This window comes from Actinomycetospora sp. NBRC 106375 (genome assembly GCF_030269665.1).
In the GTDB taxonomy this organism is placed as follows: domain Bacteria; phylum Actinomycetota; class Actinomycetes; order Mycobacteriales; family Pseudonocardiaceae; genus Actinomycetospora.
The window spans coordinates 1-17,748 of the sequence record NZ_BSTS01000042.1 but is presented as its reverse complement, the minus strand read 5'-3'; the positions used below and the strand labels follow the sequence as shown (position 1 = coordinate 17,748).

At 69.3% G+C, this 17,748-nt stretch carries 16 protein-coding genes; 15 read left to right on the top strand and 1 reads right to left on the bottom strand.

Annotated features, from left to right (window positions below; genetic code table 11):
• Both QSK03_RS33490 and QSK03_RS32180 read left to right on the top strand, forming a co-directional pair.
• On the top strand, window positions 1-351 hold a 351-nt coding region (locus tag QSK03_RS33490; RefSeq protein ID WP_502872246.1), incomplete at its 5' end, for an aldo/keto reductase.
• Between the two features lie 337 nt (window positions 352-688).
• Window positions 689-787, top strand: coding sequence for an AraC family transcriptional regulator (locus QSK03_RS32180; protein ID WP_285659835.1), 99 nt, complete (start codon window positions 689-691; stop codon window positions 785-787).
• A 196-nt stretch (window positions 788-983) separates the two neighbouring features.
• Here the strand turns inward: QSK03_RS32180 and QSK03_RS32175 are convergent, their stop codons facing one another.
• Window positions 984-1,580, bottom strand: a complete 597-nt coding sequence (locus tag QSK03_RS32175; RefSeq protein WP_285659833.1) for a biotin transporter BioY — start codon at window positions 1,578-1,580, stop codon at window positions 984-986.
• Between the two features lie 502 nt (window positions 1,581-2,082).
• Between QSK03_RS32175 and QSK03_RS32170 the strand changes: the two genes are divergently transcribed.
• The 13 genes from QSK03_RS32170 to QSK03_RS32110 all read left to right on the top strand — a co-directional run bounded on the left by QSK03_RS32170 (window position 2,083) and on the right by QSK03_RS32110 (window position 17,353).
• Window positions 2,083-2,823, top strand: coding sequence for a PEP-utilizing enzyme (locus QSK03_RS32170; RefSeq protein WP_285659831.1), 741 nt, complete (start codon window positions 2,083-2,085; stop codon window positions 2,821-2,823).
• 10 nt (window positions 2,824-2,833) lie between these two features.
• Entirely contained in the window at window positions 2,834-4,405 is a 1,572-nt protein-coding gene (locus QSK03_RS32165; protein WP_285659830.1) for a hypothetical protein, read from the top strand.
• 86 nt (window positions 4,406-4,491) lie between these two features.
• Window positions 4,492-5,097: a hypothetical protein gene (locus QSK03_RS32160; RefSeq protein ID WP_285659828.1), complete on the top strand. Its 606-nt coding sequence runs from the start codon at window positions 4,492-4,494 to the stop codon at window positions 5,095-5,097.
• Window positions 5,098-6,906, top strand: coding sequence for a pyruvate, phosphate dikinase (locus QSK03_RS32155; protein ID WP_285659826.1), 1,809 nt, complete (start codon window positions 5,098-5,100; stop codon window positions 6,904-6,906).
• A complete protein-coding gene (locus tag QSK03_RS32150) occupies window positions 6,903-7,502 on the top strand; it encodes an acetyl-CoA carboxylase biotin carboxyl carrier protein (RefSeq protein ID WP_285659824.1) in 600 nt (199 codons plus the stop codon). The genes QSK03_RS32155 and QSK03_RS32150 overlap by 4 nt, the downstream gene beginning before the upstream one ends.
• Entirely contained in the window at window positions 7,499-8,872 is a 1,374-nt protein-coding gene (locus tag QSK03_RS32145) for an acetyl-CoA carboxylase biotin carboxylase subunit (RefSeq protein WP_285659822.1), read from the top strand. Before QSK03_RS32150 ends, QSK03_RS32145 begins: the two co-directional genes overlap by 4 nt.
• On the top strand, window positions 8,869-10,332 hold the full coding sequence (locus QSK03_RS32140; protein ID WP_285659821.1) for a carboxyltransferase: 1,464 nt from the start codon (window positions 8,869-8,871) through the stop codon (window positions 10,330-10,332). The genes QSK03_RS32145 and QSK03_RS32140 overlap by 4 nt, the downstream gene beginning before the upstream one ends.
• On the top strand, window positions 10,332-11,135 hold the full coding sequence (gene surE, locus QSK03_RS32135) for a 5'/3'-nucleotidase SurE (protein ID WP_285659818.1): 804 nt from the start codon (window positions 10,332-10,334) through the stop codon (window positions 11,133-11,135). The genes QSK03_RS32140 and surE overlap by 1 nt, the downstream gene beginning before the upstream one ends.
• Window positions 11,132-12,073, top strand: a complete 942-nt coding sequence (gene kce / locus QSK03_RS32130) for a 3,5-dioxohexanoate:acetyl-CoA acetone transferase (protein ID WP_285659817.1) — start codon at window positions 11,132-11,134, stop codon at window positions 12,071-12,073. Before surE ends, kce begins: the two co-directional genes overlap by 4 nt.
• A 51-nt stretch (window positions 12,074-12,124) precedes the next feature.
• The gene (locus QSK03_RS32125) at window positions 12,125-13,111 is read left to right on the top strand and encodes a LysR family transcriptional regulator (protein WP_285659816.1); all 987 of its coding nucleotides are present in this window, start codon (window positions 12,125-12,127) and stop codon (window positions 13,109-13,111) included.
• 725 nt (window positions 13,112-13,836) lie between these two features.
• Window positions 13,837-15,549 carry an AMP-binding protein gene (locus QSK03_RS32120; protein ID WP_285659815.1) on the top strand — a complete coding sequence of 571 codons (1,713 nt, stop codon included), beginning with the start codon at window positions 13,837-13,839 and terminating at the stop codon, window positions 15,547-15,549.
• Between the two features lie 2 nt (window positions 15,550-15,551).
• Window positions 15,552-16,745 carry an aromatic ring-hydroxylating oxygenase subunit alpha gene (locus tag QSK03_RS32115; protein WP_285659813.1) on the top strand — a complete coding sequence of 398 codons (1,194 nt, stop codon included), beginning with the start codon at window positions 15,552-15,554 and terminating at the stop codon, window positions 16,743-16,745.
• Window positions 16,742-17,353: a TetR/AcrR family transcriptional regulator gene (locus tag QSK03_RS32110; protein WP_285659811.1), complete on the top strand. Its 612-nt coding sequence runs from the start codon at window positions 16,742-16,744 to the stop codon at window positions 17,351-17,353. The genes QSK03_RS32115 and QSK03_RS32110 overlap by 4 nt, the downstream gene beginning before the upstream one ends.
• Window positions 17,354-17,748 lie beyond the last annotated feature (395 nt).

Sequence of the window (17,748 nt, the reverse complement as noted above, 5' to 3'; positions counted from 1 at the left end):
GTTGTCGGGATCGCCGAGGACCACGACGCCGTAATCGGTGCGAGCGCCCTCAACGCTGACGTAGCCGTCCCGCACGTCACGCAGGACCCTCGCGGGAACACGCTCGAAGGGGACACCCCAGCCACCGTCGCTTCCGACAAGGGCTGCGAGGTCTCCCAGCTCGCGATCGCCTGGGCCCTTGCCCAGGACGGCATCGACACCGCCGTCGTCGGCGCCCGCTCCCAACGCAACATCGACCGGTCCCTCGCCGCCGTCGACGTCGAGCTCACCCCCGACGACCTCGCGAAGATCGAGAAGATCACCGGCGACGGCGTCCAGGTCACCGGCGCCTCTCCGGAGGGCGTCGCCTGACCATCCCGGTGGGGAAGACACTTCCTCCCCACGGCATTGAACCGCCCCGCCCAGCCCGGCATCGAGCTGATCCAGGCCCTGCTCGCCGTCCACAGTGAAGCTGACGACGCGGCGCGGGAGTCGCTGAACAGTTCGCTGGTCCTACGGGTCCGGCAGTACGTACGCGACCACCTCCACGAGCGCGACCTCACCCCGCAACGCATCGCCGCCGCGCACCACGTCTCCGTCCGGCTCCTCTACGCCGTCCTCGCCGGCGCCGAGATCAGCTTGCGGCCTGCCGGCGGGAGCTGCGGGACCCGCGCCACGCCCACCAGGCCATCGCCACCATCGGACGCCGTTGGGACTCGTCGACCCCTCCCACTTCGGCCGCGCCTTCCGGCAGGCCTACGGGGTCACCCCGAACGACTGGCGCCGCTCCGCCCGCTCCCACTACTGACCGGCGGGCGCGACAGACAATGATCAACCGTCGGGCTCACGCAAAGGCGAATGGCCCCGCTGTTGGTACCGCTGACATCAGACCGCGACCGGTGTCGGGCGATCACCGTTGATGATCGACGCGGGCGAGTTCCAGCGCGCCTTGGTCTTCCGCGGCGGCCCGTTCCTGCGAGCCACCCTGCTCTGGCTCCAGACCACTACTTGAGAGCCGCGCCCTGGCGAGCTCCGGCCCCGAGTAGACGCCAGGCCGCAGGCAGCGCGGCGGCCGCAACGGCGATCTTCACGGTGTCGCCGGGGACGAAGGGGAGCAGGCCAAGCTCCAGCGCACGCGCCGGCCGGACAGAGGACACCACGGCGAGCCAGGTGACACCGACTGAGTAGATCACCAGATTGCCGACGACCATCAGCCCGACCGTGCGCACGAAGGTCCGGTCACGGCCTCGCTGCGCGAGCGCGCCCACGACGGCGCCGGCGGCGACGAAGCCGAGCACGTAGCCGAAGGTCGCGCCGCCGACGCCTGAGCCACCACCCGCGAACCACGGCATGCCGGCGACTCCGACCGCGACGTAGAGCGCGAGCGCGGCCACCGCACGGACGGGGCCTGCCGCGGCTCCCACCACGAGCACCGCGAGAGTCTGCAGGGTCAGCGGCACGGGCGTGAACGGCAGCGGTATCACGACCTGCGCGCTGGCTCCGACGACCAGCGCCGACGCGAGCACGACCATGACGTCGTGAGCCCGGCGGCTCACCACCATGTCGGCGAGAACCCGCGGTTGATAGATATCGACGTGCATCGTCGTCCTTTCCGCACCATCGCGCGGTCCAACCGCACCAGGAATCTCGAGGTTCTGACGAATTGCGTCTCCGGGTGTGACCGATCCGCGCTCGAAAGCGAACCGCATCCATCGGAGACGAGAAGCCCGAGTCGACCACGGCGGGTCTCGCTCGGGGTAGTCCGTAACCCTAGGTGGACGTCGGCGGCTGGAGCAAGTACTGCCACCGGCCACCCATCGGGAAAGCAGGGACCGCACCACGCCGACGCGCCCGCGGCCGCGGTCGATCTCGAGCGGACTCCGTTCTAGCTGGTCAGCGACAGATTCAACCGTCGCGAGTGCTGATCGACCGCCCCGAAGACCCGTCTCCGCCCAGCACGAAGACGGCTCTGGACGAGCCGCAACCCTCCTGCTAGCTTGGCGACGACGGTGAGATAGCTCATATCGCAAGTTGATATGACCCACCGAGGTGGACGGCTGCGGATGCGCCTCCACGACCAGTGCATGCCATCGAGGAGGATGCATGGCGAAGCTGTACACCGACACGGACAAGTTCGAATCCGACGGCGGCCCGCCGATCGTCGAGGCGTTCCATTCCGCGGTGAAGGACCTGGTGCGGCGCAAACTGGACGAGAGCGGCGTCCCGTGGAGTGAGTTCGTCTTCGGCAAGGAGTACGAACTCGTGACTCTCGAGGAGGTCGAGAAGATCGAGCAGGCCGTCCTCGAGAGTGGCTACCGGTACCAGACCTCGGCGGTGATCTCCTACGTCGAACGTCCGGACGCCTACAAGCCGATCGCGGGCGCGGAGGCGACCTCCGGCTCGTTCTCGTTCGAGGACCCCGAGGCCGTGGTCGGCGTGGCCGACGGCTCCCGGCAGCAGCGCGGCCAGGGCGACAACGTCGTCGAGCACCGGGAGAACGTCGTCGGCACCGCGCGCTACTACCGCTCGATCGACGACGTGATGGCCGGGCTGCGCGAAGGCGTGCCCGACGGAACGGTCGCGATCATCGACGACTCCGGCGGCACACTCACGGCCCCGATCATCGAGAGGTTCGCCGGCATCGTCTGCGCCGGCGGCACTGTCCGCTCGCACCTCGGCATCCTGAGCCGCGAGTACGGCATCCCGTGCCTCATGAACTCGAAGATCAGCGGCATCACCAGCGGCGACACCATCGAGATCGGTGTGTCCGGGGCCGCCAAGACCACCGAGGCCTACCAGGAAGGCCGTGAGATGTCGGTGCCGGTGTGGAAGCACGAGCGGTGAGGGGCGAACGATGACGACGACCACCCGGCCGACCTACGGCGAACTCCTCCAGGCCAACAACACGATGCGGACCTCCGGGGAGGAGACCTACTACCTCGGCATCACCCGCACCGTCCAGGAGTCCAAGTTCTTCCCCGTCTCGGCCTACGTGATGCTCGGGTACCTCAACGCCTTCTACCGATACCCGACGCTGTTGCGGAAGATCGAGGCTCAGATGTCCCCCGAGGACATCGCCGACCGCGTGCGCAACACCAACTCCAAGCTGAAGTCGATGGGCACCAACTGGTGTATGCCGAACTTCTACCTTCTGGGCCGCGAGATGCTCATCAACATGGGCGTCATCCGCCCCCAGGACGCGGCCGAGGACGTCGTCTACGTCCTCGACTTCTGGCGCCGCTACCAGCTTGCGTGGCGCCGCGACGACGCGCACGTCACCAACCTGGAGGGCGGGCACCGTTCCCAAGTGTTCCCCGAGCGCCGCATCCAGGTCATGCACGCCGATGCGTTCCGGTGCGCGGAGGGCGACCCGCTCCACGAGGCCACCATCAACTTCACCGCCGCGGTGTCCCAGTACGCGGTGCTCATCGCGTGCGAGAGCCGGGTCTGCATGACCAACCACGGTCCGTACAAGATCGCCGATGACGAGGAGATGCTCGTCCGCGAGTTCTTCGACCTGGGCGAGGGCGATCTGCCGTGGCTGGACGGGATCGCGGCAGACCTGCCGTTCAGCAGGCTCACGCTGACCACCTCGATCAAGGACACCCACTTCTACATCGTGGACGACTGGGGCAGCTACGAGTCGCGGCCGGAGTACAAGGCCGAGAACCTCTGCGCGGTCGGGCTCTACACCTCCGACGACCTCAGCGAGACCCACACGCCCGTCGGGATGGGTAGCCCCGAGGAGCTCACCGCAACGCTCAACCGCTACGCGGACATGCTGAAGGAGACGACCACCAAGCTCTGGGAACGCTTCGCGAGCTACGGGCGCGAGCAGCTCATGGACGCGGGCGCGATGACCTACTTCGCGATCATCCGCGATTTCGCGCACGTGGCCGGGGTCTACGAGCACGAGGACTGGTTCACGATCGACGAGCGAGCCGACCGCTTCCGTCGGCTGCTCAACGACGAGTACGGCAATGAGATCCTGGGCGCCCTCTTCGTGCCGCTCTCACTCAACAGCCACCAGTGGCACGAGTACCAGATGATGCGTCACTCCGATCTACCCAAGCGCACGTACTCCCCGCTGCCGTACACATTGCTCACGGACGACGACGGGGACGTTGTCACGTCGGTCGGCGACACCCTCGGTCGCGGGATCACGTACCTGCCTCCGAAGGAGGATCGGTACTGGACGACCCGCGGTGTCATGACGGCGGCCGAGCTGAACACCGCGACCCGGGAGTTCCGCCCGAGGCTCTTCTCCACCGAGTTCCGATACCTCGACGACGCCTGGGTGAAGTACAACTACGACACCGAGCTCGCCGACTCCCTCTACCGGGTCGATCAGGAGCAGTCGCGTCTCCTGGCTGGGAAGGGCGCGGGCCTGCGGCGGGACGACGTCGAACGTCTCCGCACCAGCTGAGCCCGCACACCGCACCGCGAATGGCGTGGCCGTGCCGGAGCCCGTTGCCGCTCCGGCACGGCCACGCCTCCCGACCCGGGGGAACCATGAGATACGACGAGCACCTCGCCCTGCACGGCCTGGTCCTCAAGAAGATCGGCTCGCCCGCCGCGGTGGCCGCGGCGACCGGGCTGGACGAGTCCACCGCCCTGACGGTGCTGCAGAAGTCCGTCACCGCGGGACGTGTCGCCGAGATCGACGGACGCTACGCGCTGCTGCCTGCCGGGAAGATGATCGTCTCGGGTGAGTACTCGCGCCACTACGCCCACGCTCGCGCCGATCGGGCCTTCGTCGGCGCGTACGAGGAGTTCGAGAAGCTCAACGCCGACCTCAAGGCCGTCGTCACCCAGTGGCAGACGTACACGGTCGCCGGCTCGCAGGTGCCGAACGACCACTCGGACACCGAGTACGACGACAAGGTCATCGACCGGCTCGGCGTCGTCCACGAGCGGGTCGAGCCGGTCCTGGAGACGGTGGCGAGCGTCGTGCCGAGGATGTCGGTGTACCGCCCCGCACTCGATCACGCGCTCGACCGGGCGGAGCAGGGCGACGTCGCCTGGGTGAGTGAGGTACAGCTGCCGAGCTATCACACCGTGTGGTTCGAGCTGCACGAGGACCTGCTCTGCGTGCTCGGCCGAGAGCGGGTCGAGTAGGTGCCCGCGACAGCGCAGCTGGTCCTGCGCCTCGACGGGTCGACACTTCCGGACCGGGCGCTCATCGGCGGGAAAGGGTGGTCCATCGCCCGGATGCGCGCACTCGGCCTGCCGACGCCTCCGGCCGTGGTCGTCACGACCGACGCCTTCCGTCGGTTCCACCGCGCAGCCGATCGGGACGACCTCCTGTTCCGTGAGATCGACGACGCCGTCGCCTGGCTCGAGGAGCAGACCGGCCGCCGGTTGGGTGCCACGGACCGCCCGCTGCTGGTGTCCGTGCGCTCCGGCGCGGCGGTGTCGATGCCGGGCATGATGGACACGGTCCTGAACCTCGGGATCAACGATTCCGTCGAGGCCGCGCTCGCGACGGAGAGCGGCCACCCGGGCTTCGCCGCCGACACCCATCGACGGTTCCTCGACCTGTACACCGACATCGTCCTGGGTCACCGCGTCCCCGATCTCCCCGACGACCTGACGCCGGCGCGGCGGCGTGCCGAGATCACGAAGTCGATGGGGGCGTCGGTACCCGAGGACCCGCTCGAGCAGCTGCGTGGCGCGACCCGCGCAGTCTTCGCCTCCTGGAACTCCCGCCGCGCGCGGCGCTACCGCAGCCACCACGGCATCCCCGACGACCTCGGGACCGCGGTCACGATCCAGGCCATGGTGTTCGGCAATCTCGACACCGAGTCCGGTACGGGTGTGCTGTTCAGCCGCAACCCGCTCACCGGCGCTCCCGGCGCCTACGGCGAGTACCTCGCGCGGGCCCAGGGAGAGGACGTGGTGTCGGGCCGGGTGACACCGGCCCCGCTCGGGGAGCTCCGGCGCTCCCTGCCTTCCGTCCACGAGGAACTGCTGCACTGCGCGCAGGTCCTGGAGACCGAGAACCGCGAGATCCAGGACGTCGAGTTCACGATCCAGCACGGGCGTCTCTACCTGCTGCAGTCCCGCACCGCCAAACTGTCGGCCGTCGCGGCCCTGCGCACTTCGGTCGACCTCGTCGACGAGGGCCTCCTGAGCGAGGACGAGGCGTTGGCGCGGCTGACCCCGGACCACGTCCGGACCGTTCTCGCCGCACGACTTACCGACGGCGAGCAGACCCTGGCCGAGCGCCTCGTGCGTACGGGCGAGGGCGCGTCGCCCGGGGTCGGATCCGGACTCGTGGTCACCGACGCCGACGAGGCCGAGCGTCTCGCGTCCGCCGGGACCGCCGTCGTCCTCGTCCGGCCCACCACGAGCCCCGAGGACGTGAACGGGATGATCGCTGCACGTGCGGTGGTCACCGAGGAGGGCGGGACCACCTCTCACGCGGCGGTCGTGAGTCGCGCGCTGGGCGTGCCCTGCGTCGTCGGCTGCGGGTCGGGGACGATCGATGCCGTCGCGGGGAGGCCGGTCACCGTCGACGGCGAGGCCGGGCGGGTCTACGACGGCGCGCTCGAGCTCACCGCCCCGACCGAGAACGACATCCCCGGCCTGCGGATCGTCGCCGCGTGGGCCGCCGAACGCGCACCGGTCCGCGTCCTCGCTGTCCCGCCCGACGGCGTCGACGTGCTCGACCTCGGCGCGGTCCCCGGCGGAGCCGATCCCGACCGTGTCGAGGCAGCCCTCCTCGCCGCCCCGGCTGCGTCGGTCGTCACGGGTGGTGCCGTCGCGACGACGGCCGGCGTGCGCGGCGCCCTCGCTGCCGGCGCGACCGACATCGTGGCCTCGCCTCGGCTGCCGGTCCTGCTCACCGCTCTCAGTGTCGCTGCGGACGGCACGCACCACGTTCCCGCGGCTGCCGCCGCCACCGCCCGGAGGAGCCCGACGTGAACGAGCCGACCATCGCCGAGGTCGCCGCCCTCCTCGACCAGTTCCACCGCAGTGACTGGAACGAGATCATCGTGACCGGCGACGGGTTCTCCCTCCGGTCGTACAAGACCCCGACCGAGCGTGGGTCCGTCGGGACGGTGGTCGCCGCGCCGGTTCCATCCCTCGCCACCGGCGGCGCGAGCGCAACGCCGGCCGCACCGACCGCACCGGCCGCACCGGCCGCACCGGCCGCACCGGCCGCACCGGCCGCACCGGCCGCACCGACCGCACCGACCGCACCGACCGCACCGACCGCACCGACCGCACCGACCGCACCGACCGCACCGACGGCGGAACCGGCGTCGAGGGAAGGCATGGTCGTGGTTCGGGCCCCGAACCTCGGAACGTTCTACCGCTCGCCGAAGCCCGGCGCCCCGCCCTTCGTCGAGGTCGGCCAGGAGGTCGAGGCGGACACCGCCATCTGTCTCATCGAGGTCATGAAGCTCTTCACGCCCGTGCAGGCCGGGACGGCCGGCATCGTGCGCGAGGTGCTCGTGGCCGACGGCGACCTGGTCGAGTTCGACACGGCCCTCGTCGTCATCGAGCCCTCGGGATGAGCGCGATCAAGCGCCTGCTCATCGCCAACCGCGGCGAGATCGCGACCCGCGTCGCGCGAGCGGCCGGGGAGCTCGGGATCGAGACGGTGCTCGCCGCCTCCGCCGCGGACGCCGACAGTGTCGCCGCGACCACGGCCGACCGTGCCGTCGTCATCGGCCCAGGGCCCTCGCGCAGCTCCTACCTCCGCCCGGAGCTGATCGTTCACGCGGCTCAGGCGACCGGGTGCGACGCCGTGCACCCCGGCTTCGGGTTCCTCTCGGAGCGGGCCTCCTTCGCCGAGCTCTGCGAGTCCGAGGGTCTGACGTTCGTCGGGCCCACGGCGAACTCCATCCGCGCGGTCGGCGACAAGCTCGGGGCCCGGGCGCTCGCGAAGACCGCGGGCGTGCCCATGGCCTCGGGCAGCGGCGAGGTGCGGACCGTCGACGAGGCCCGGGAGATCGCCGACGGCATCGGGTACCCGGTGATCACCAAAGCATCCGCAGGCGGCGGCGGTCGCGGGATGATGGTGATCGACGAGCCCGCCGACCTGGCCGAGTCGTACGAACGCGCCGCCACCGAGGCCCGGGAGGCGTTCGGGGACGGGCGGCTCTACCTCGAGCGATTCCTCCCCCGCGCCCGTCACATCGAGGTGCAGGTCATCGGCGACGGGCGCGGCACCGTCCTGCACGTCGGCGAACGTGACTGCTCCGTGCAGCGCCGGCACCAGAAGATGGTCGAGGAGGCGCCGGCGGCGATCCTCGACGAGACGACCCGTGCCCGGGTGCACGCCGCCGCGGTCTCCCTCCTCGAGCCGATCGAGTACCGGAACGCCGGCACCGTGGAGTTCCTCTTCGACGAGGCGAGCGGCGACTTCTTCTTCATGGAGGTCAACGCCCGCCTCCAGGTCGAACACCCGGTCTCCGAGTGCGTCTACGACGTCGACCTCGTGAAGATGCAGCTGGCCGTGGCCGGCGGCTACGGCCTCCCCGTGGGGCAGCCCGATCTCCGGCCCCGCGGCCACGCGGTCGAGGTGCGCATCCTTGCCGAGGACCCAGCCCGCGGTTTCGCCCCCTCCCCCGGTCGCATCACCCGCTGGGATCCGCCGGCGGGACCCGGCGTCCGGCTGGACTCGGCGGTCCGGGCAGGCTCCATGGTTCCCCCCTACTACGACAGCATGATCGCCAAGCTGATCGTCGCCGGTACTGACCGCCCGGACGCCCTCCGACGGCTCTCCACGGCCCTCGCCGACTTCTCCGTCGAGGGCATCAGCACCAACATCCCTCTGCTCCGCCGCATCGTCGCGGATGCCGCCTACGCCGAGAACACGGTGACAACGCGCTGGCTCGATGCGCGCGCCGCTGACCTCACCTCCCAGGAAGGGCAAGCATGACTCACGTCGAGGTCCTCGACACCACGCTGCGGGACGGCCAGCAGGCGGTGTGGGGCATGCGCATGCAGGCCGGTATGGCCCTGCCCGTCGCGCCCGTCATCGACCGCACCGGCTACAGCGTCATCGACCTCACCGCCTCGTCCCTGTTCGAGGTCCTGGTGCGAACGATGCACGAGAACCCGTGGGACGGGCTGGACATGCTGATCGAGGCCATGCCACACACCCCGAAGCGCGCCGGGATGCGATCGAACGCCTCGGTGACGTTCGGCATCACTCCGGATGCGCTGATGGATGCGTGGATGCGGCAGCTCAACGTCCACGGCATTCGCAGCACCTGGGTCTACGACGTGCTGTTCAACATCGACAAGATGCTGCGGCTCGCGTCGGTCGCCAAGGAGTTCGGATCGACCTGCGCTGGCGCGCTGATGTTCACGCTCTCCCCGGTGCACACCGACGAGTACTACGCCGACAAGGTCAAGAGGCTCGCGACGTCCGACGACATCGACTCGATCCTGATCTACGACACCGCCGGCGTGCTCGAGAAGGAACGGCTGAGCACCCTCGTGCCCGCCCTCATCGAGCAGGCGAACGGCAAGCCGATCGAGCTGCACGCCAACAACATCCTGGGGCAGTCCGGTAAGGCCTACCTCGACGCCGTCGATCTCGGCGTCACTGTGCTCCACACGAGCAACCGCCCCTTGGCCAACGGCCCGGCCGTGCCGTCGACGCAGATGACGTGCCACAACCTGGCGCTGCTCGGGCACACCCACGACGTCGACACGAGCAAGCTGGACGTCGTCGCGCGGCACTTCGAGCAGGTCGGCGCGACGATGGGCTGGCCGGTCAACCTGAACAATGAGTACGACGCCCTGGCCGTGCAGCACCAGATCCCCGGCGGAATGGTCGGGACCCTGCGTCAGAACCTCGCCCAGCACGACATGGTCGACCGGCTCGACGACGTGCTCTGGGAGACCGCCCGGGTGCGCAAGGAGCTCGGGTACCCCGGCATGGCCACGCCCTTCAGCCAGATCGTCGGCATCCAGGCCGTGCTCAACATCGTGTCCGGGGAGCGGTACAAGGTCGTCACCGACGAGGTCATCTGGTACGCGGCCGGCCACTACGGGGAGATGGTCGCACCGATCGACGATGACGTCCTCGACAAGATCATGAGTTCTCCTCGGGCGCAGTCGGCGGCAGGGAACCCACCGGAGCAACCGACGATCGAGGAGCTCCGCAAGAGGCACGGCACCCAGGACGACGACGAGCTGCTACTGCGAGCCCTCGTACCCGAGGCCGACCTCGACCGGATGCGAGCGGCCGGCCCCACCAAGAGGCACTTCGAGGTGCTGGCCAGCCCGGAGCTCCGCCAGGTCAACGAGCTCCTCAAGGCGACGGATCTCCCTGCGGTCCAGATCAAGCTCGGCGAGCTCCAGGTCGAGCTCTACCGGCAGGGCTTCTGATGCCGGGAACGAACCCGCGGATCCTGCTGGTCAACGACGACGGCATCGAGGCGGCAGGGCTCGCGCTGCTCGAGCAGCAGGCGCGACGGTTCACCGACGACGTCTGGGTCGTGTCCCCCGAGCGCGAGTTCTCGGGAGGAGGTCACTCCATCTCGCTGACGACCCCGGTGCGCTCCCGCCGGCTCGGCCCGCAGCGCTACGCCGTGACGGGCACCCCGACCGACTGTGTGGTGCTGGCGGTGTGGAAGCTGCTGGCGGACCGGCGCCCGGACATGGTGATCTCCGGCATCAACCACGGCGAGAACCTGGCCGACGACATGACCTACTCGGGAACGATCGGCGCTGCGATGGAGGCGGCGATCCTCGGAATCCCGACCATCGCGATGAGCCAGCTGCGTGAACTGGGCCAGCCGCCGGACTTCACCGCCAGTCGCGACCACGGCCCTGCTGTCCTGCGCTCGCTGCTCGATGCCGCGATCGCCCCCGGGATCATCGTCAACGTCAACTTCCCGCAATTTCCCGCCGCCGACCCCCAGTTCATCGTCACCGTGCAGGGGCGTCGCCCGCCCGGGACCTTCACTCCGGTCGCGGGACGGGACGGTCGCAACATCCCGCTCGACTGGATCAAGATCACGTACGACGCCGGCGACCCACCGGCTGGTACTGACCTCCAGGCCGCCGCAGCCGGGCACGTATCGGTGACGGCCCTGTCCGTCGATCTCACCTCCGAGGCCGCCAACGAGCACCTGCGCGGCGTGTTCGCCGAGCGGCCTGCATCCGTCCGCACCGAGGAGTCCGCATGACGCGAGCAGGGAGCCGGAAGGCGATCATCACGTGCGCAGTGACGGGGGCGGTCCACACGCCCACGATGTCGCCGGCCCTCCCCGTCACCCCGGCCGAGATCGCCGCAGCGGGGATCGAGGCCCATGCCGCCGGCGCCGCGGTGATCCACCTCCACGCGCGCGATCCCGAGACCGGAAGGCCCACACCCGATCCGGCCGTGTTCATGCAGTTCCTCCCCGAAATCCGAGCGAACTGCGATGCCGTCATCAACATCACCACAGGCGGCAGCGTCACCATGTCCCTGGACGATCGACTGGCCGCGCCCCTGGCCACGAAGCCCGAACTCTGTTCGTTGAACCTCGGCTCGATGAACTTCAACTTCTCCCAGATGGCAGAGAACTACTCGACGTGGAAGTACGACTGGGAGGAGTCCTTCGTCCGGGGCAGCGACGACATCATCTTCAAGAACACCTTCCGCGACATCGAAAGCATCCTCGTCGATCTCGGGGAGGCGCACGGGACGCGCTTCGAGTTCGAGTGCTACGACGTCGGCCATCTGTACACGCTGGCCCACTTCGTGGAGCGCGGGCTCGTACGACCACCGTTCTTCCTGCAGCTGATCTTCGGCGTGCGTGGCGGCATCGGCGCGGACACCGCCCACCTGACTCACATGAAGGCGACGGCAGACAGGCTGTTCGGGGACGACTACGTCTTCTCGGTCTTCGCGGCGGGTCGCCATCAGATCCCGTTCTGCACCACGAGCGCCACCATGGGTGGCCACGTACGGGTCGGACTCGAGGACAGCCTCTACATCGGGCGTCGCCAGCTCGCGAAATCCAACGCGGAGCAGGTCGAGAAGATTTGCGCGATCCTCGTCGAGCTCGGGATCGAGATCGCGACACCGGACGAGGCACGCGAGATCCTGCAGCTGAAGGGAGCCTCCGCGGTCGGATTCTGATTCCCCGCCACCGGCAGCATCGCGTCGAGAACCACAGGATACGATCGGCACATGGAAAGCGAGTCCAGAGCTCGCGGAAAGAGCGAGGTCACGGCCGCGGCCGCCGCGAACCTCCTCGACACGCGACGCATGTTCTACTTCTTCCACGTCGCCCGGACGGGGAGTTTCACCGCCGCCGAGGCGAATCTGGACGTTGCCCAGTCGGCCCTCAGCCGGCAGATCCGGCAGCTGGAGTCCGACCTCGATGTCCAGCTCCTGGAACGCCGAGGCCACGGCGTCGAACTGACCGAGACCGGGAAAGTCTTCTACGACGCCTGCGAGCGCATCCTCGGCGAGATGAGCGATGCCGTCAGCGACGTCGCCAAGGCGAGGGAAGGCCCTCGGACCCGGTTGTCGATCGCCGCGTCCAGACCCTTCAGCGGCACATTCCTTCCCGGAGTGATCAACCGCTTCGTCGAGCGTTTCCCCAACGTACAGCTGACTACTTTCGAAGCCTCGAGTGGTCAGATCCATGAGATGCTCAGCGGGGGCGTGGTGGATCTCGCGGTGGTTCTGCACCGCCCGCGCTCGCCCAAGATCGTCGGCGCGAAGCTCCTCGATGAGGATCTCCTTCTGACGGGGCGAGCGGGAAACCCTGCGGTCGAGGGCGCCGTCATTCCGCGGGCGCAGCTTCTGGAAACGCCGCTCATGCTTCCGGCGGCACCGCTCGGGACCCGAGGGATCCTGGAGGCGTATTTCTCCGACGGCGGGTTCTCTATCGAACCGGTCCTTCGATTCGACAGTGTGTCCCTGATGAAGGAGATGATCCGCACGACATCGTTCTGCGCGATCCTTCCGGCGATGGCATGTGAACAGGAACTGGCCTCCGGGGAGTTCGTCGCCCGTCCGCTGCGGCCGGCGCTGAGGCGGTCGGTGCACCTCGCTCATCTGCGTGATCGCAAGCAGACCTCGGCGATGAGGGCGATGCATGAGGAGATCATCGCGTCCGTGCGAACCGCACAGTCGCACCCCGCGGCCCGGACCGGCGCCCGCCCCTGATCGACCACGACTCGGCGCCAGGTGGCGACGTCACGATCGAACCGTTCCGTGGGGCTCGCCCGTGACTTCGGTGTGCGACTCCGGGCCGGAGGAACCGACGGGAGGAGGGTCGGTCCGGCGCGGCCCGTCACCTGGCGGCGGACGCCGGGCCGACCGCCGTGCAGGAGCAGCGAGCGCGTGAGCCCGAGGCGGTTCCGTCGCGTCCCCAGCACCTGCTGCTGACGCTGCTCGGCGACCACTGGTTGCCTCGGCTCGACGATCTCCCGTCGACGGCGTAGGTGGCGCTGCTGGGCGAGCTCGGCGCGTCCGAGGCGAACGCGGCGGTGAGCCGCCTCGGGGCGCCGCGGAGTGCTGGCCTCGGGCTGCGAGGGTCGGTGGACCAACCACGCGCTGACCGTTGAGCGCATGAGAGTCCTTGACTCGGGTGCTCGACAGATCTTCACATTCGCGACGCGGACGCCGAAGTGAGATTGGCGGTGGATGCTGGTCGCGTTCTCGGTCCCGGAGGGTCAGCAATACCGGCGACTGGAGCCGGCTGAACGAGGCCCGCATCCGCGGGCGCCAAGCCACGACCAAGCTCGGCGACGAGGACCACCTGTTGGCGTTCCCGCCGACGGGCGGAGCCCGCGATCACGTGATCCTTGCCATGTCGAGCGGAAGCAGGTTAACTGCGGTTAACCACGGCGTGAGCGCGATCACGCGGCCGGCGAGTCCGAGGAGGAACGATGACGACGGAGCCAGTCCCGGTCGACGTCACGAGTCTGCGCGGACGTCGCGCGGTGAACCGCTGGGAACGAATGAGCGTCGGCGACATCCTCGAACGCCTGACATGGAGCTACCCGGACAAGGAGGCCGTCGTCGGGTGGCCGGGCGCCTTCGCCGATCCACAGCACCGACGCCTGACCTACCACCAGGCCGACCGGCTGGCCAACCGGTTCGCCAACGCGCTGCTCGCCGAGGGCCTGTCCAACGGCGACATGGTGGCGATGCTGTGCGAGAACTCCGTCGAGGCCTACGTCGCGAAGATCGCCGTGGCGAAGGCCGGGCTGGTCTGTGTCCCCATCAATCCCAACCTCGCGCCGGACGTCGTGTGCTACGTGCTCGCCCAGACCGAGCCCCGCCTGGTCGTGGTCGACGCGGAGGTGTGGCCGCGGGTCGAGGCACCGCTCACCGCGCTCGGCCTGCAGCCGCGGGTGACCATCCCGATCGGTGGCGACGCCGTCCCGGGCAGCACGACGTTCACCGAGTTCGTCGCCGAGGCCGAGGGGACCGAGCCCGAGACCGAGATCCATGCCGACGACATCTGGGAGATCCTCTACACCTCCGGGACCACGGCGATGCCGAAGGGCGTGATGCTCTCCCACACGTACTCCTACACGTGTGCTCTGGGCTACACCGTCTCGATGACCCGTGGGTTGCGCCTCGAGAGCGAGATGAGGCTCTGCACGTTCCTGCCGGTGATCTACCACATCGGCGACCACGGGTTCACCCTCCCCGCCTTCTTCGCCGGCGGGACCCTGATCATCGGTCGGCGCCACGACATCCCCGAGGTCGCCGCCGCCGTCACCCAGGAGCGGGTCACCGCGCTCTGGGGCGGGGCAGCGCCGTTCCTGGACGCGCTGGTGTCCGAGGCCTCCGACGACACCCGGGCACACGACCTGACCAGCCTCACGGTGCTGGCCTACGCCTGGTCCGCCATTCCGCCCCCCACCGCCGACGCGCTCCTCGGGCTCTGTGGCCGGCAGCTGACCCTCCTGGGCCTCTTCGGCCAGACCGAGTCGATGTCGGCATTCCGCTTCTGGCCGGCTCGGTGGCCCGAGACCTACGCGCGCACGGCGCCGGAGGTGAACTACGTCGGGGTCCCCGGCCCGATGCTGGCCTCCGTCGTGACCGACGAAGCCGGCGTCTCGTTGCGCGACACCCCGGGGGTCACCGGGGAGGCCGTCTACCGGTCCCCTGCGGTGACGGCCGGCTACTACCGAGACGAAGAGGCCACCCGCACGGCGTTCCGGCACGGATGGTTCCACTCCGGTGACGCGTGCACCTACGACGACGACGGCCTGGTCATCATGGTCGACCGCTTCAAGGACGTCGTGAAGTCCGGCGGGGAGAACGTCTCGAGCCTCCGCGTGGAAGCGGTGCTGGCCGGTCACCCCGACGTCGCCCAGGTCGCCGTCGTGGGCCTGCCCCACGTCCGCTGGGGCGAGGCCGTCACCGCGATGGTCGTCATGCGGCCCGGCCGGTCGGTCACGGAGGACGACCTCATCGCCTTCTGCCGGTCGCGTCTCGCGGGGTTCGAGACGCCGAAACGCGTCGTCGTGCTCGACTCGCTCCCGGTCTCGATCGGCAGCAAGATCAAGAAATACGAGCTGCGCGCCCGTTTCGCCGAGCTGTACGCGGCCGAGGGCGTCCCGACGACCACGGGGGCCGAGGCCTGACCATGAAGCGCGAGCTCGAGCTGTCCCTGCTGCACCGGTTCTTCGCCGCGCACGAGGCCAAGACCACCGACCTGGCCGACGAGATCTACCACGCCCCGGCGTCGGGCTACACCGATCCGGAGCTCTCCCGCCTGGAGTGGGAACAGCTCTTCCGGGCCGGCCCAGTCGTGGTCGGCCTGTCGGCTGACCTGCCCGACCTGTCCTCCTACCTCACCACCGACGTCGCCGGTGTCCCCTTGCTCCTCGTCCGAGGGGAGGACGGCGCGGCGCGGTGCTTCGTGAACGCCTGCCGCCACCGCGGGGCGCGGGTCGCGGAAGAACGCGGCACGCTGCGCCGTGCCTTCAAGTGCCCCTACCACGCATGGTGCTACGACGTGCACGGCACGCTGATGGGCCAACCCCTCTCGCAGGGCGGGTTCGCGGGCCTCGACAACGACGCCAGCGGCCTCGTCGAGCTCCCGTGCGTCGAGTCGTCGGGTGTGCTGCTGGCGCGCCCCGGGGGTGGCGAGCCCATCCGTGCCGACGAGGCTCTCGGCGACATGGCCGGCGAGCTCGCCCAGCACGGCCTCGCCGACTACCACCACTTCACCGACGTCGAGGGGACCTGGGACCTGAACTGGAAGCTCGGCGTCGACGGGTTCCTCGAGGCCTACCACGCGTTCGCCCTGCACCGGGACACCATCGGGCAGGACTTCCTCACCACACCGGCATTGTTCGACCCCTTCGGCCAGCACGGGCGGTTCGCCCCGTTCCGGCGCACCGTGCTCGGCCTGCGCGATCGCCCCGAGGAGGAGTGGACGTTCTTCCCGCACGGCGTGCTCGTCTACTCCCTGTTCCCGCACGTCGTGCTCATGATCGCCGCCACGGGGCATGCGGAGTTCTGGGAGTTCCTGCCGGTCCCCGACCAGCCCCACCGCGCCCGCGTCCGCGTCCGCTTCTTCACGCCCACCGAGGTCACGTCGGACAAGCAGCAGACGTTCTGGCAGCGCAACGTCGAGTTCATCACCCGCGTGGTGATCGAGGAGGACCTCCCGCAGGCCGCTGTCATCCAGGCCAACCTAGCCAGCGGGATGCTGCCCGAGGTCGTGTTCGGTCGCAACGAGCCCGCCCTGATCCACTTCGAGCGCACCGTCGCCGAACGACTCCGCAGCGAGAGCGGCGCACCGGTCGCCCTGCGCCAGGTCGCGAGCCGATGAGCGAAGGTCCGCCCGGCCGACTCCTCGAGATCCCGAACAACAGGAGCGAGCAGGTCGTCGCGGCGGCCGCCCGCCTGTTCGGCACGCGGGGCTACCACCAGGTCGGCATCGACGACATCGGCCTCGAGATCGGCATCTCCGGACCCGCCGTGTACAAGCACTTCCGGAGCAAGCACAGCATCCTTGTCGGCATCTTCGACAGGGTCGTGGAGCACCTGCTCACGGAGGCGCAGCGGATCAGGGCCGGCACGTCCGACCCGGCGACGGCGCTGGACGCCCTGATCGACCTGCACCTCACCCTCGTCGTCGACCACCGTGCCGTGGTCGTCGTCTACGACCAGGAGGCCCCCAACCTGCCCGCGGCCGACCGGGCGCGGCTACGGCGCGAGATGCGCCGCTACGTCGACGAGTGGATCCCTCCAGTCGCGGCGCTACGTCCCGACCTCGACGAGCCGCGAGCGCGCGCCGCCGTCCATGCGGTGATCCGGATGGCCCAGTCGCCTGCGATCTTCCACACCAGCCTCGAACCGGACGCCCTCACCACACTGCTGTCGGACATGGCACGCGCCGCGCTCCGCGACGGGCACCGGCCAGCGCGCCGTTCCTGATCATCTGAGGTCGAAGCCTTCGACGTCGCCATCACCAGGCACGAGGCGGGTGTCGTCAGAGCGACGTGTGCGCGACCGCGTTCGGCGGGTCGGACGTTCTGGTCGTGCAGGACGACGCCCCGATTCCGCCCCCGAGCCGAGAGCCGGTCAGGGTACGGGTGAGCGCTCGTCGCTGAACAACACCGAGGTGTGGACCCGCGGGGGCGTGCCGATCGTCGCGGTGCTCGGTCAGGGCGGTGGGCACACACCACCCCACCGTTTCTCGATGCCAATGCCGCTGACTTAAGCGGCTGGGGGCTCGATGAGGATCTTGGGTGCGTCGGGGTGGCGGACTTGGCGGTGGTGGGCTCGTTTGGTGAGTTTGTCGCCGATCTGTGTTCGTTTGACGACCCGGG